Annotated in this window: 17 protein-coding genes and 4 tRNA genes; 19 read left to right on the plus strand and 2 right to left on the minus strand. The window is 45.4% G+C overall.

Going from position 1 to position 13,118, the window contains the following annotated elements:
* The first annotated feature begins 2 nt into the window (after positions 1-2).
* The 4 genes from MHH49_RS12960 to MHH49_RS12975 all read left to right on the plus strand — a co-directional run bounded on the left by MHH49_RS12960 (position 3) and on the right by MHH49_RS12975 (position 358).
* Positions 3-79, plus strand: a tRNA-Arg gene (locus MHH49_RS12960).
* 32 nt (positions 80-111) lie between these two features.
* Positions 112-185, plus strand: a tRNA-Pro gene (locus tag MHH49_RS12965).
* An 11-nt stretch (positions 186-196) separates the two neighbouring features.
* Positions 197-270: transfer RNA gene (locus tag MHH49_RS12970), tRNA-Gly, on the plus strand.
* A 14-nt stretch (positions 271-284) separates the two neighbouring features.
* Positions 285-358: transfer RNA gene (locus MHH49_RS12975), tRNA-Pro, on the plus strand.
* A gap of 100 nt (positions 359-458) precedes the next feature.
* On the opposite strand, the gene MHH49_RS12980 is transcribed toward MHH49_RS12975, so the two are convergent.
* Positions 459-872, minus strand: a complete 414-nt coding sequence (locus tag MHH49_RS12980; protein ID WP_036681396.1) for an ImmA/IrrE family metallo-endopeptidase — start codon at positions 870-872, stop codon at positions 459-461.
* A 28-nt stretch (positions 873-900) separates the two neighbouring features.
* Positions 901-1,332 carry a helix-turn-helix domain-containing protein gene (locus MHH49_RS12985; RefSeq protein ID WP_038573442.1) on the minus strand — a complete coding sequence of 144 codons (432 nt, stop codon included), beginning with the start codon at positions 1,330-1,332 and terminating at the stop codon, positions 901-903.
* Between the two features lie 288 nt (positions 1,333-1,620).
* Here MHH49_RS12985 and MHH49_RS12990 point away from each other — a divergent pair, with 288 nt between their 5' ends.
* The 15 genes from MHH49_RS12990 (at position 1,621) to MHH49_RS13060 (ending at position 13,115) form a co-directional block, all read left to right on the plus strand.
* The gene (locus MHH49_RS12990; RefSeq protein WP_038574900.1) at positions 1,621-2,118 is read left to right on the plus strand and encodes an ArpU family phage packaging/lysis transcriptional regulator; all 498 of its coding nucleotides are present in this window, start codon (positions 1,621-1,623) and stop codon (positions 2,116-2,118) included.
* Positions 2,119-2,649: 531 nt separating this feature from the next.
* Positions 2,650-3,063, plus strand: a complete 414-nt coding sequence (locus tag MHH49_RS12995) for a phage tail terminator family protein (RefSeq protein ID WP_038573440.1) — start codon at positions 2,650-2,652, stop codon at positions 3,061-3,063.
* Positions 3,060-3,239 carry a hypothetical protein gene (locus tag MHH49_RS13000; RefSeq protein ID WP_036681241.1) on the plus strand — a complete coding sequence of 60 codons (180 nt, stop codon included), beginning with the start codon at positions 3,060-3,062 and terminating at the stop codon, positions 3,237-3,239. The genes MHH49_RS12995 and MHH49_RS13000 overlap by 4 nt, the downstream gene beginning before the upstream one ends.
* Entirely contained in the window at positions 3,239-4,561 is a 1,323-nt protein-coding gene (locus tag MHH49_RS13005) for a phage tail sheath family protein (protein WP_341138182.1), read from the plus strand. The genes MHH49_RS13000 and MHH49_RS13005 overlap by 1 nt, the downstream gene beginning before the upstream one ends.
* A gap of 1 nt (position 4,562) precedes the next feature.
* On the plus strand, positions 4,563-5,033 hold the full coding sequence (locus MHH49_RS13010) for a phage tail tube protein (protein WP_036681245.1): 471 nt from the start codon (positions 4,563-4,565) through the stop codon (positions 5,031-5,033).
* A gap of 126 nt (positions 5,034-5,159) precedes the next feature.
* Positions 5,160-5,582 (plus strand): phage tail assembly chaperone, encoded by a 423-nt coding sequence (locus MHH49_RS13015; protein WP_036681247.1) that lies wholly within the window; start codon positions 5,160-5,162, stop codon positions 5,580-5,582.
* A gap of 194 nt (positions 5,583-5,776) precedes the next feature.
* On the plus strand, positions 5,777-7,822 hold the full coding sequence (locus MHH49_RS13020) for a hypothetical protein (RefSeq protein WP_341138183.1): 2,046 nt from the start codon (positions 5,777-5,779) through the stop codon (positions 7,820-7,822).
* 1 nt (position 7,823) lies between these two features.
* Positions 7,824-8,576: a LysM peptidoglycan-binding domain-containing protein gene (locus tag MHH49_RS13025; RefSeq protein WP_076147399.1), complete on the plus strand. Its 753-nt coding sequence runs from the start codon at positions 7,824-7,826 to the stop codon at positions 8,574-8,576.
* A 9-nt stretch (positions 8,577-8,585) separates the two neighbouring features.
* Positions 8,586-9,548 carry an XkdQ/YqbQ family protein gene (locus tag MHH49_RS13030; protein WP_036681255.1) on the plus strand — a complete coding sequence of 321 codons (963 nt, stop codon included), beginning with the start codon at positions 8,586-8,588 and terminating at the stop codon, positions 9,546-9,548.
* A gap of 5 nt (positions 9,549-9,553) precedes the next feature.
* A complete protein-coding gene (locus MHH49_RS13035; protein WP_076147429.1) occupies positions 9,554-9,850 on the plus strand; it encodes a DUF2577 domain-containing protein in 297 nt (98 codons plus the stop codon).
* Positions 9,847-10,278: a DUF2634 domain-containing protein gene (locus tag MHH49_RS13040; RefSeq protein WP_076147401.1), complete on the plus strand. Its 432-nt coding sequence runs from the start codon at positions 9,847-9,849 to the stop codon at positions 10,276-10,278. The genes MHH49_RS13035 and MHH49_RS13040 overlap by 4 nt, the downstream gene beginning before the upstream one ends.
* A complete protein-coding gene (locus MHH49_RS13045) occupies positions 10,271-11,329 on the plus strand; it encodes a baseplate J/gp47 family protein (RefSeq protein WP_094902367.1) in 1,059 nt (352 codons plus the stop codon). Before MHH49_RS13040 ends, MHH49_RS13045 begins: the two co-directional genes overlap by 8 nt.
* Before the next feature lies 1 nt (position 11,330).
* The gene (locus MHH49_RS13050) at positions 11,331-11,744 is read left to right on the plus strand and encodes a hypothetical protein (protein WP_036681259.1); all 414 of its coding nucleotides are present in this window, start codon (positions 11,331-11,333) and stop codon (positions 11,742-11,744) included.
* Between the two features lies 1 nt (position 11,745).
* A complete protein-coding gene (locus MHH49_RS13055; RefSeq protein WP_341138184.1) occupies positions 11,746-12,768 on the plus strand; it encodes a DUF2793 domain-containing protein in 1,023 nt (340 codons plus the stop codon).
* Positions 12,769-12,779: 11 nt separating this feature from the next.
* Positions 12,780-13,115 (plus strand): hyaluronate lyase N-terminal domain-containing protein, encoded by a 336-nt coding sequence (locus tag MHH49_RS13060; protein ID WP_076099872.1) that lies wholly within the window; start codon positions 12,780-12,782, stop codon positions 13,113-13,115.
* The last annotated feature ends 3 nt before the right edge of the window (positions 13,116-13,118 follow it).

Raw genomic sequence — 13,118 nt, forward strand, 5'->3', positions numbered from 1 at the left:
TTGCGCCCTTAGCTCAGCTGGATAGAGCGTTTGACTACGAATCAAAAGGCCGGGAGTTCGAATCTCTCAGGGCGCGCCATTTTTATTGTTAAGCAATTATAGTATTTATAACGGGATGTAGCTCAGCTTGGTAGAGCACCTGGTTTGGGACCAGGGGGTCGCATGTTCAAATCGTGTCATCCCGATTTTCACCTTTGCGGGTGTAGTTCAATGGTAGAACTTCAGCCTTCCAAGCTGATAGCGTGGGTTCGATTCCCATCACCCGCTCCATAATTTTATAGTAACGGGATGTAGCTCAGCTTGGTAGAGCACCTGGTTTGGGACCAGGGGGTCGCATGTTCAAATCGTGTCATCCCGATACTCAGCTTAATCGCTGCTTAAAAGCTCTTACTTCGGTAAGGGCTTTTTTGTTATGTATTGAATAAACATATAAATACAGCCGAAGAACGTATGTTCTATTATTCCTCCAAAAAAAATCGGACTTCCGGTGGAATTCCAATCCGTAGATAATAGTTTCTCCATGATTCCTCTTGTTCGGGGCTTCTGCCCGAAGAAAGTAATTTTACAGCAAAGACATTAGCTTGACGTTCAAGCTTCCCAGGAGAGAAATAGGAGCTTTCCTCCAAAAAAAAGCGATTGATTCCCTTGTGAAGCCGATCATGTCCTAATTCATGCGCACAAACGAAGCGCTGCCATTCTACAGGCAACTCATTATGAATGACGATAAACCTTCTTCTTAGTTTTCGATAATATAATCCCTTTGTGCCAGTCCCCAGGTTCATGAAACGAATTTGAATGCCTAGTGCTGCGGCAAGCTCGAACGGGCAGTTGGTTTTATATTTTTTAATCAGACTATTGATCAGTTCATCCATGTTCTTCACCTGCAGCATGTTAGTATAGTTATTTAGTGTCTTTGGATTTTTTTCTCTTATTCATCTGTTTGGCTTCCCAGAACAATCCGGTTAGTACATCTTTTATCCTCTGTTTATCTTCTTTGTCTAATGGAATTCCGTCAAACATCAGCTCTCCATCATCCTCTAGCATTTTTCGAAAGTCTCGTTTATCTTTGCTTGTAGCCCAATCTGGGACAGCCTCATCGCTTGAAAGAGTCTGGTCCTGCAAATACCCTGCCTGATCCATTAGCTCCTCGTAGGGGACACCAGTAGCCTCGGCAATTTTGCGTAACGTGGTTGGTTTAGGAACCCCTCTTAATCCATTCTCAATCCGGGAAATTTGCGAACCGCTAATTCCGGCTGCTGCTGCTAATTGATTAATGGTGAGTCCCTTTGTTTCCCGAAGATGCTTCATATAATCCCCGAATTCCTGTTTCATCTCAACTCACTCCTTATTGGCTGTAACCTTATGATAATAATATAAGCCATTTTTGCCAATAGGTAAACAACAAAGCGTATATTATTGCCAAAAGGCAAGATAATGGAGGGATATACGCTCTTTTTCGATAAAAACAGCCTAAAACGGGGTTTTACGAGATTGGTAAAGAAGTGGTATATTATAGAAAAATACGAACAGAATACGAACAAGATTTATTTTATCACATTGGGCTGGAAAATTCCGCAAATTAAATCTCATTCAGTTAAACCCAAAAGGAGTGCATAAATGATGAACATATCAACTTTACCAGAGTTGGACCGTCGCCGAACCCAGGTCGCTATAGAGAGCATGTTGGAGAAATACCGTATTTTTAAGACCGTTACATTTGAAGCTAAGGAAGCAAGCACAACCTATTCATACACAGAAAGATTCCATGGTCCTACTAACACTGTAACTGATCAGACTGCTGCGATAGCTTCTTATAATGTGGACATCCCGGCCGCAAGGAGAGCTTATTGTTCCGCAATAGACTCTGTGGTAGAGAGACTCGATACGAGAGAACAGCAGCTGGTACGGGAAAGGTATATGAGAAGAGACGAGATGTACGATTATACGATTTACAATCATGTGTTTGATCCACCGGTAAGTAAGGACACTTACGTGAAGATACGCTCGAAGGCTTTTTACAAGATGGCATTAGCGTTAACGGATCTCGGTTTACTATCTCTGCAAACTTTAGTAACAACAGCGCCTAGGGTAAAGAAAGAGAAAATGAGTATTACTTAATAGAAATAGAATAGTGTGATTAGTAAAGAAGACTGTATCGTCCGAGTGGATGATGCGGTCTTTTTTTGAATTATAAGAAAGTATAAGTTTCAGGATGTACTTTATCCTTATAATCCTCGCACAAATGCTTGCCGTCCATAAAAGGAGGGACGAGGGCTCTTAAGCTTGTCTTCAATTATGTTCCTCCGAAAAACCGCTCTATACCATCCAAAAGCTAGCCAAAACCTCGTCCGTTTACCCTCTCCGCAAGGAAAATATGGGGGTATGATTATAACATGGCAAATGAAGCAAAAGAACACCGCAAGAGCATGAATGCTCTGCTAATAGTTCCGCCCTAAGGGTGATGAGAACAAACCTAGCGGTGAAAGATTCTTCTCGCATTTGCCTAATGAAGAAGGGATATTATCCAACCTCGGATAGTATCCTTTTTTCTTAAACTAGTTGAGGGGGTGTCTGCTTAATGTTCATGCAGTTGAAGGTTAACACCATCAAGGATCGACGAACGATCGCAGATCAGAAAGGAATGGAGTGATGTCGGTACAACAATTGCGAGAACACATTACAAGTACACTTGAACGGTATTTTCCTGATGTGCCTGTATATGTAGAAGGAGAAAAACCTCAAACAGCTTATTTTCATCCCGGACTGATCTCAGCAACACTGGATCGGCAGCGGGAGGGCAGGTATTTAGCGGTCTACCGTTTTGGCATCCGTTATGAGCAAGGCAATTTGCTGGAAGCTGAAAGAATGGCAGATAAGCTAAGTGAGGCGATGGCAGGGATGGAGCAGGATGGTGGAGCTTTTCGTGTAGTTAGGCAAGCTTGGGAAGCTGGAACTGAGGGGCATGGGCCGCTGTTTACAGTTGACTATATGTTGTATTTGCAAAACGACAAGCCTGACAGCATTAAGATGGGACAAATGATTGGAGGAGAACGATTGAAATGAGTACTAAAGGGAGTAACGGGAATGGGTTCAGTAAGGAACAGATTGTGAATTCCTCACTTTTTACGCCGAGGGAAAAGGATATATTGAACGTTATTTTGCAGGATGGCAAGAACTATACGCTCGAAGAAGCAAAGCAATCTATGGGATTGTTCAAAAATAAGGAGGTAATGAACTAATGGCAGGCGGAACATGGACAACGCAAAATAAGGTGCGCCCTGGGGTATACGTAAATGTAGCATCAAATCAAGGTGCCATCGGCAAAATGGGAGAACGCGGGATTACGGCATTGGCGCTTGCCCTATCTTGGGGAGAACCGGGAGTAATCATGAAGATTACCCCGCAGGATGATGTGAATAAGCTGCTAGGAGTTGATTTGGAACATCCAACTCTACTGCCAGTGCGTGAAGCGCTGAAACGGGCGGGAACCTTGCTGCTCTATCGATTGAATGAAGGCGTTAAAGCGGCAGTCACAAATAACGGTCTTCAGGTAACAGCTAAATATGGCGGTGTACGCGGAAATGATCTTTCGATTGTGATTGAGAAAAATATAGAGAATGTTGCTCTTTTTGATGTAAAGACGTTGCTTAATGGAACAGAACTGAACAAGCAAACGGTTGGAACGGCTGAGGAGTTGGTCGCGAACGATTATGTTCAATTCCAGAAAAATGGTGCAGAAGGCTTGAAGCTAATTGCAGGCATGCCGCTTACAGGGGGGGCTAACGGAACCGTGACGAATGGAGCACATAGTGACTTCCTGTCTGCTCTTGAGGTGCAAGAATTCCAAACAGTGGGTCTAATATCGCAGGATAGTGCTCTCAAGGCACTCTACAGTTCTTTTGTGAGACGGCTTCGGGATACAGAAGGGAAAAAGGTACAGGCCGTACTATCCGATTATGCGGCTGCAGGTCATGAAGGTGTGATTAGCGTGAATAATGGGGTAGTACTGAGCGACGGAACTACGATTGATAACGTCAATGCCGTTGCTTGGGTAGCTGGTGCTACAGCAGCAGCAGCTGTTAATGAATCGCTGACTTATCAGGGTTATGATGATTCGGTGGATGCTGATGTAAGACTTAGCCATTCTGAGACTACAGCTGCGTTGCTAAAAGGAGAGCTTATCTTTACTTACAGTGGCGGACGGGCTGTGGTGGAACAGGATATTAATACATTTACCGCATTTTCACCGGACAAAGGCAAAGCATTCTCCAAAAATCGTGTACTTCGCGTGCTGGATGGAATTGCAAATGATATGAAGCGTATTTTTGAGAACTACTATATCGGTAAGGTCGCGAATAATGAAGATGGCCGTGCTCTTTTCTGGTCACAGTGTGCGACTTATATGAATGATTTGCAGGATATGGGTGCGATTGAGGGCTTTAACGCGCAGACAGATGTTGTAGTTGTGGCTGGTGCAGATAGTGACAGTATCGTGCTGGATGTGGCTGTGAAACCGGTAGATTCCGTAGAAAAAGTATATATGAAAGTGAAGGTGGTTTAAGATGGCATTTTTAAAAGCTAGTGATACGATTTCCGGCCAGGAGGGCCGTGCTTATGCTGTGATTGGTACGCAAACCGAAGAGATGTTCTATGTGAAAACTCTTGAGGCTACAGTAGAAAAAACAAAGGCAGAGGTGAAAACACTGGGCCGCCGGGGTGTTCAGCATAAAGCGACTGGATGGTCGGGCAGCGGTTCGATGACGATTTTTTATATGACTAGTCGTTTCCGCCAGATGATGCTCGATTATATGAATACGGGTGTTGATCAGTACTTCGATATTGAGGTTACGAACGAGGATCCATCGTCCAGCGTGGGGGCACAACGGATTATTCTAAAAGGGGTGAACCTCGATAGTGTCATCATGGCCTCACTCGATACAGAGTCAGACGCTCTGGAAGAAGAAGTTAGCTTTACCTTTGAAGATGTGCAGATTGTGCAAGCTTTTGGTGCTCCGGCAGGTTCCGGGCTTTAATTAAGACAACTAGATAGATTGGAGCAAGCAAGACCCGAACGTAGAATGAGCGACGGGTCTCTTCTCTGTCTATTGGCAGCTAGTAGCAGGAGAAGTATCTAAATAAATAATTCTAGGAGGAAGACAATGAGCGAATTAAGTTTGTTTTTTGCCCAAAATGTAGCATGTGACACGACCGAGGAGTTTGTGGTATCCCAGCGTTTTAAGGATAAGGAAGGAAATGCGGTGGCCTGGAAGTTGCGCAGTATGACTGAGGATGAGAATCAGGAATGCCGCAAGGCCGCAACCCGCAAAGTCAAAGGGAAAAACGGAGTGTATACCTCTGAAATTGAGCCTAACGATTATATGGCGAAGCTGATGACCTCAAGTGTAATGCATCCGGATCTAAAAAATGCTGAACTGCAGCGTTCTTATGGCGTACTTGGCGCTGAAACACTGCTGCGTAAAATGCTGCTTCCGGGTGAATTCGCGGCGTTGGGTGAGCGGGTGCAGGCCTTAAATGGTTTTGGCACGGACATGAACGAGCTGGTGGATGAAGTAAAAAACTAATCAACGAGGGCGATAGTGAAGCCAATTTTGCTTATTACGCCCTCCATGAGCTGCACATTTTACCCCATGAGCTGATGAAGCTGTCTTCCCGCGAACGCGCCGCAATATATGCGATGATTGCTGTTCGTGTGGAGAAGGAGAAGCGCGATCAGGCACGGAGTAAGGCGAGGAAGAGATAGTTAGGGGGTGAGAGAATGGCAGGTGTACAAAATAATATAGCTGGAATACAGCAAGTTTCCAATCAATGGATCAATGATATAACCAATCAGATTACAACACAGGTCTCGGCAAATATTTCAAATTCCTTTTCAGCAACCTTAAACCGTATCAGTATGAAAATAGTCAATAAACCCGTGTACAACATCACTAATAATTACAGTGCAGCTTATACCAGAATTCAAGCTTCTATTGGAGGTGCGGTTCAGGCTCAGGAGAGACTGAATGATGCGGCTGATAGAGGGGCTGGAGGAGCTGAAAAGCAAGCAGGAACCTGGGAAAAGCTTACGGGGGCCTTTGAAAAGGCTAAGGGTATGGTGGAAAAAGTTAAGGGTGTCATGGAGAAGGTGCTTGTGCCAGCTGCTGAGCAGCAAAAGTGGGAAGATCTTTTCAAAGCAAAAACCGGAAATGCTGATGTTGGTGTAGCTATGTTTGATAAATTCAAGAAGAGAGCGCTAGAAACCGGACAGGACGTCAGCAAGTCTATGGAAAGTGTCTTGTCGTTTTATCCTAAAACACAAAATACGGACCAGCTAGATAAGCTAATGGATTATTCCACAAGGCTTAGTATGATGTCTCCAGAAGGTAAGGATATTGGCGATACTTCATCAGCTATTAATTCTGCATTTGATGGAGACTCTAGTGACTTAGCATCGATGCTTCAGGTAGATGAAGAGGAGCTTGGTGGACTCGACCTAGTAGCCAGTACGGGGAACATGGGCGCTTTTTTAAGTACTTTGGGAGATATCATGACAACGGCAGGTATGACGAGTACTTCGCTGCAAACCATGATGGATTCACCCGTAAATCAGTGGCAGACACTTCTTGGAAACTATAACAATTCCTTAGCTGGCATGGGACAAGGGGCACTTGCAGCATTTTCTCCGCTGTTAAGCATTCTTAATGATGCGTTCTCAGAAGGTACCTTTCAGCCTATTATCGATGGGATGGCCATTGGATTGGCTATTATAGCACAAGGTTTTTCACAAGTTGTACAGGGAGCCTTATTCCTTTGGAGTGTTCTTAGCAGCACGTTGCCTTATGTAGTACCCATTCTTTTGGGAATTGTTGCTGGGATTATTGCTTATAAAATTGCTATGGGTGCAGCAGCAATCGCAACAAATATGTCAGCAATTGCGACTGGGATCGCTACCGCAGCGCAAGGGATTTACAACGCTGTGTTAAATGCCAATCCTATTGCGCTTGTAATTGGACTTGTTATTGCACTTATTGTGGCTTTTTTAGGAATTGTTGCAGCTCTTCAGCCAGTAAGAGATTTTCTTGCCAATATGTTCAGGGCTCTCGGACAAATCGTTGCAGATTTTGTAGGGTATGTGATTGATCTATGGACCGGATTTATTAATGGTATCATTGATGCTGCCAATTTTTTATTAGGTGGTATTAATAAAGTAATTGGGGCTGTTGGTAAATTTATAGGTATAGAATCAGAGATTAATCTTCATCTTGAACAGGTTGACAGCAGTCAATTTAAACAGAACGTGGAGATGAGCATTGAAAATACTTTTGATACGGCTGCAAAATATACGCAAGAATTTGATGTTAACAAATTTAAAGAAAGCCTAAACGTAGGGGGGAATACGAATAACGAGACTACAATCAATCAATGGAATACTACTCATCAAGATGATTCAACGAAACCTCCGAAATCGCCTACCATTCCTGAGGTTCCAGTAGTTCCTGTGACGAAGACTCCTGCGTTAAATACGCCTTCCGCTGCAGGTTCTTTTCAAAATGCAGGAGTACCTGGTAATCTGAACACCGTCAACCGTGTGAACGAGCTCGGCTCCATCAACGACACCGTAGACATCTCCAGTGATGATCTGAAAATGCTCCGCGAGCTGGCCGAGATTCAGGCGATCCAGAATTTTGTGGAGCTTACGCCGACGGTGCAGGTGACGACCGGAAATATTAACAATGCCGGAGACATTGATACGATTATCAACAAGATCGGGCAAAAGCTGAACGAGGAGTTTGTCTCTACGGCGCAGGGGGTGTATACGTAACGTGGAAGAGTACGGGATTTTTTTGGGTTTTAATAATCAGGAGGATGCAATCCGGCTGCCAGTCAATCCAGAGACCTTGGAAATCAAGGAGAGTGGAGATGGAAAAAGCTATACCATTATCGATCTGGGTGAGATCAATACGATTGCTTATCCGAAGCTTACGGAGATCACGATTGAAAGTATTTTTCCGGCACAAAGGTATCCGTTCGTATTGGTGCAGGAGGACGGGCTGAAGAGACCTTTTGAATATGTGGAGCTTATTAAGAAATGGATGACGAGTCGTCGGCCCATTCGGTTTGTGTTCTCCGGTGTGAGGTATCCCGATGATACGAAAAAGGATAAAAAGAAGTTAAACAAACCACAGAAATGGCTAGAGGAATCTTCAATTAGTGAGGATGCATCTTTAGAAATTGATTTTGCTGTGAATATGGCTATGAGCATTGAAGGTTTCACTTGGAAGCTTAGTGCGGGTACGTCAGGGGATATTGAATATTCGTTATCTCTCAAAAAATACGTATTCTATCAGGCAGTAGCTGTGAAGGTTGTTAAAGGTGAAGTGAAGGCGGAGCAGAAGCGGGCCAATGAAAAGGCAAAGCCTACTACCTATACCTTAAAAGCTGGAGACAGTCTATGGAGCATCGCTCAAAAAAACCTAGGAGATGGCTCGAAGTACAAAGCCATTCAGAAGCTTAATGGCATTCCGGATAGTGAGCTGAAAAAGCTGCCCATCGGTAAAGTCATCAAGCTGCCGTAGGAGGATGTTATGGAACTGCTAGTGAAGAATAAGGAAGGGAATCTATGGGATATTTCTGGCATCGTCTCAGATATTTCTTGGAAAACTGCACGGTCAGGTAAACCGTCAACGCTAGAGTTAACGCTTGTGGACAACGGAATTTATCAGCTCCCCAAGTTCGGGATCAGCAACGGTGATATTATTCAGTTCAGTAAAGATAATGTAGATGTATTTTACGGATTTGTGTTCAGCATTGATACGGGCTCGGATCAGGAGATTAAGCTGACTGCCTATGATCAGATTCGTTATTTGCTGGGCAATGGTAGTTATGTTTTGCAGGATGTTACGGCTAGTGATGTGATCAAGAAAATAACAACGGACTACGGATTAAAGACAGGTGTGCTGGAGGAGACAGAGTACCGGATTCCTTCTTTAATTGAAGATGACAAAAAGCTGTTGGACATCATTATGGGAGCCATCGGCAGTGAGCTTCAGTTTAAGGGGCGGCTGATGGCTTTTTACGATGATTTTGGGAAGCTGACGCTGCGTAAACCGGATTCTATGCTGCTTAACCTGGTGCTGGGAGCGGGGCATTATCTGTACGATTATTCGCTCAAAAAAAGTATTGATGACGATACGTACAACACGATTTTTCTGTACAAGGACAACGAGGCATCGGGCAAACGCGATTTCTATCCGGTCAGTGACAAGGACAATGTGAAACGCTGGGGTATCCTGCACTTGTATCAAAAGGCTGATGACAAAGCGAATGCTGCACAAATTCAGGAGAAGGCAAACAATCTGCTGAAAATGCACAATCGTGAAAAGCTTAGTCTCTCCATACAGGCGATTGGTGATATGCGTGTAAGAGCAGGCAATTTCATTTATGTCCTATTGGATGAATTCGAGACTCAATTGTTTCTGGTGGACCAATGCAGCCATAAGATTTCTGGAGGGGAGCATACAATGTCCCTCGATATTAAGGTGGTGTAGAAATGATGTTAGATATTATTAAAAAAGCAAGTCTAGGAGCCGTGGGAAGTACAAATCCCGTGGCTTTTTCTTATGGAACGGTAACGGTGGCAGCTCCTTTGCAGATTCAGGTGGATCAGCGGTTTGTTTTATCGGGGAATGCGTTAGTGCTGCCTGAATCGGTAATGGAAAGCAAGATCTACATCGAGGGCAAAGAAGTAATACTTCGGCGAGGATTAGCGAGTGGGGACCGCGTATTAATGGTTCGAATGCAGGGCGGACAAAGCTACATTGTCCTGGATCGGCTGGTGAGTCCGATATGATCCCGGCGATTGGAAAAGCTGGACCGATAACGGCCCTGCTTGAGGGGGAGGTCAACCTTGAGCGTGGGGAAAGTCCTAGTCTTACGTACCGAATGGATTGGGAGAGAAAAAGGATTACAGGCCAAACGGATGGACTAGAAGCTGTTCAACAGGCGGTGGCTAAAATATTGCGAACCGATCGGTTTGAACATCTGATTTACAGTTCGGATTACGGAACAGAGTGGCGGTTGGTGCTTGGCAAGGATCGGCTGCTGGTTAGAGCTGAAATCAGACGTATCGTTAGTGAGGCACTACTTCAGGATGAACGAATCCTTAGCTTAGAGAATATTGTTGTTTCGTTTACCGGAGATAATCTAACTTTTGACTGCAAGGTCGTCACACGTTACGGAAATTTTCAGCTGAGAAAGGAGTGGAATGAGGATGTATGAGGATCAGACGTATGAGGCTCTTTTGGAGCGGATGCTGGACCGGATTCCATCAGGATTGGATAAACGCGAGGGCAGCATCATTTATGACGCGTTGGCTCCAGCAGCCGCTGAGTTGGCACAGATGTATATTGAGCTGGATGTGAATAATAATCTGTATTTTGCAGATACGGCTACCGGAGAGTACTTGGAGCGAAGCATCTCCTGGTCAGGCATTGTAAGGCGTGAAGCCAGCAAGGCACAGCTGAAAGGGATTTTTTATAAGGCGGATGGAGGATTGTTGGATGTTCCACTCGGCAGCCGCTTCTCACTCGAAATGCTGAATTATACGGCTGTGGAGAAGTTATCTCCTGGAGTGTATCGCTTGGAAAGTGAAACCGCTGGAGAAGAAGGAAATCGATATTTTGGCTCTTTACTGCCAGTGGATTATATTTCAGACCTAGCGCGCGGAGAAATAGCTTCTCTTCTGATCCCTGGGGAGGACATTGAAACGGATGATGCGCTACGCCAGCGTTATTTGGATTCAGCCAGACGCCCAGCTACTAGCGGAAATAAATATCACTATATGGAGTGGGCACTGCAAGTTTCGGGTGTGGGAGGCGCACGTGTTTTTCCATTATGGAAAGGTCCTAAAACTGTGAAGGTGATTATTGTGGACGCCGAAAAAAAACCTGCATCCGAGCTGTTGGCGGCTCAGGTGCAGCAATATATTGATCCGGTCTCAGGAGCGGGTGAGGGACAAGCACCGGTAGGGGCTGTTGTGACCGTGGCGCCGGCTGCGGGCAAAAACATCAGTATAAGCGCCAAGGTAACCCTTGCTTCTGGCTATGCACTGCAAGCTGTAAACCAAGGCTTTCAGGTGATGCTTGAGAAATATCGCAAGGAGAAGGCTTTTTCAGCAACCTATATCAGTCAGTCTGTCATCGGGGCATTATTGCTTGCTACTGAAGGAGTCGCGGATTACACAGAGCTGAAGTTGAACAGTGGAGCGGGCAATGTGATGTTGAACGAAGAAGAAGTACCGTTGTTCGGTAACGTTCTACTGGAGGTGTAGCATGGGTTATCCAGAGCAAATTGATATTTTTCAAGAAAAACTTAATAAAAAAGCAAACGGTAGCAGCTATGTTATCGAAGAGAGATTACCGCTTGTAAATGGCGTTTACAGTGGTCTTCTAGCGCATGACAATATTAATAATCAGACCATTGCGGTGTACACAGGGTCACAGTATTCCGGGATCGAGCTACGCAATTTCACTGTGTCTTTTCCGGATGAGGCGCCCTGGCGGCGGTTGATTAAGATTTTTGCCGATGTGCCTGAGGTATATGTGACTTACGAAACCCCCGGCGATACGGTTGAAGCAGAGGATATTAACGGTTTGCAGGTGAGTCTTACCGCTGTCCAAACTGAAATAGAGCGTTATAAGAACAAAGGCCAGATTGACGGAGGATCATTTAGAAGAGAGGTGTAAAATGGCACAGACCATACAAATAAAGCGGGGTACAAAGGCTGAGCTAACGAGTTATGGCGTGTTGAAGGCAGGTGAGCTTGGTTTTTGCAGTGATACTAAGGAAGTTTATATTGGTGACGGCACGTCCAATTCCATGGTCGGCAGGGCGCTGTCAGGGCCAGAAGCTTCGCGTCCGGTTGCAGGATCCGTTGGTCGTTTGTATTACGTGACTACGGGTTCGAATAGCGGATATTTATATTTTGATGATGGGGCAGCATGGCGGCGGGTGAATGCGCAGAAGCTTACCGATCTGACAGGTACAATTGATGATATCGCTGATGGAGCAACCTATGCGAAGGTGCTTAAAGCGGATATTAGTGCGGGACATATCAATAAAGTATCGGATGGGACAAATGTAAAGACTGCCGCTGAGATCAAGACTCACATTGATGATGTGGCCAAGCACCGGACGATCAATGATGCGGGGACTACGATTACAGACTTGTGGTCTGCGCAAAAGATTAAAAATGAAATTGAGCTGGCTAAGCATAACATCGAACCGCAAGCATCGGTAAAAGACCAGAACCTGCTGGCTCCACCTGCCAGTCCGGTTGAGGGGGATCGTTATATTATTCCAGCAGGGGCAACCGGGGCATGGGCGGGCAAAACGAATCAAATTGTTGAATACCAATCTGCCGCTTGGGTATTTTATGTTCCTGCCGTAGGTTGGACCGCTTACGTCGATGATGAGCAGAAGATTTACAGCTGGAACGGCAGCGCATGGGTACGTACCGGTGGTGCACTACAGACCATTACAGCCGGGAACGGGCTGATTGGTGGGGGTCAAGCCGATGCTGTGACGCTGAACATTGGTGCGGGCAATGGGATCACGGTCACTGCAGACGCGATTGCGGTTAACGCTGGAAAAGGAATCACCGTGGATGCAGCCGGTGTAGCTGTAAGTGTGGATGGAAGCAGTATCGTTTATGATGCTGCGAATGGCAATAAACTTACCGTGGCCAGTATTGATGGCGGAACATTCTAGGGGGCGGGACAATGGCTCTAAAAACATTGATTCAAATACGCCGCGGCTTGGAAAGCGCCATTGGAGCGCTGGCTATTGGTGAGCTTGGGTATTGTACAGACAGTGGCAAGCTGTACATTGGTTCTGCCGCTGGCAATGTCTTACTGGTAGCCGCGCAGAGTACCGGGGATATGCTGAAAAGCATTTACGATACGAATAACAATGGCAAGGTGGATTTTGCGCAACAAGCGGATAGTGTAGCTTGGGCGGGGGTAGCAGGTAAACCAGTGGTATTTCCTCCGGCGGCGCATACACATGATTATTTGCCCAAAGGCCCCCTAACCTGGAATCAACTGAAGGGGGTGTAGAGG

Source organism: Paenibacillus sp. FSL F4-0122 (genome assembly GCF_038002845.1).
Classification (GTDB): Bacteria; Bacillota; Bacilli; order Paenibacillales; family Paenibacillaceae; genus Paenibacillus_AQ; species Paenibacillus_AQ odorifer.

Excerpts from the sequence above, each read along its gene's own strand:
- MHH49_RS12980 (WP_036681396.1), bottom strand. The coding sequence starts at position 872 with ATGGATGAACTGATCAATAGTCTGATTAAAAAATATAAAACCAACTGC.
- MHH49_RS12985 (WP_038573442.1), bottom strand. The coding sequence starts at position 1,332 with ATGAAACAGGAATTCGGGGATTATATGAAGCATCTTCGGGAAACAAAG.
- MHH49_RS12990 (WP_038574900.1), top strand. The coding sequence starts at position 1,621 with ATGAACATATCAACTTTACCAGAGTTGGACCGTCGCCGAACCCAGGTC.
- MHH49_RS12995 (WP_038573440.1), top strand. The coding sequence starts at position 2,650 with ATGTCGGTACAACAATTGCGAGAACACATTACAAGTACACTTGAACGG.
- MHH49_RS13000 (WP_036681241.1), top strand. The coding sequence starts at position 3,060 with ATGAGTACTAAAGGGAGTAACGGGAATGGGTTCAGTAAGGAACAGATT.
- MHH49_RS13005 (WP_341138182.1), top strand. The coding sequence starts at position 3,239 with ATGGCAGGCGGAACATGGACAACGCAAAATAAGGTGCGCCCTGGGGTA.
- MHH49_RS13010 (WP_036681245.1), top strand. The coding sequence starts at position 4,563 with ATGGCATTTTTAAAAGCTAGTGATACGATTTCCGGCCAGGAGGGCCGT.
- MHH49_RS13015 (WP_036681247.1), top strand. The coding sequence starts at position 5,160 with ATGAGCGAATTAAGTTTGTTTTTTGCCCAAAATGTAGCATGTGACACG.
- MHH49_RS13020 (WP_341138183.1), top strand. The coding sequence starts at position 5,777 with ATGGCAGGTGTACAAAATAATATAGCTGGAATACAGCAAGTTTCCAAT.
- MHH49_RS13030 (WP_036681255.1), top strand. The coding sequence starts at position 8,586 with ATGGAACTGCTAGTGAAGAATAAGGAAGGGAATCTATGGGATATTTCT.
- MHH49_RS13035 (WP_076147429.1), top strand. The coding sequence starts at position 9,554 with ATGTTAGATATTATTAAAAAAGCAAGTCTAGGAGCCGTGGGAAGTACA.
- MHH49_RS13040 (WP_076147401.1), top strand. The coding sequence starts at position 9,847 with ATGATCCCGGCGATTGGAAAAGCTGGACCGATAACGGCCCTGCTTGAG.
- MHH49_RS13045 (WP_094902367.1), top strand. The coding sequence starts at position 10,271 with ATGTATGAGGATCAGACGTATGAGGCTCTTTTGGAGCGGATGCTGGAC.
- MHH49_RS13050 (WP_036681259.1), top strand. The coding sequence starts at position 11,331 with ATGGGTTATCCAGAGCAAATTGATATTTTTCAAGAAAAACTTAATAAA.
- MHH49_RS13055 (WP_341138184.1), top strand. The coding sequence starts at position 11,746 with ATGGCACAGACCATACAAATAAAGCGGGGTACAAAGGCTGAGCTAACG.
- MHH49_RS13060 (WP_076099872.1), top strand. The coding sequence starts at position 12,780 with ATGGCTCTAAAAACATTGATTCAAATACGCCGCGGCTTGGAAAGCGCC.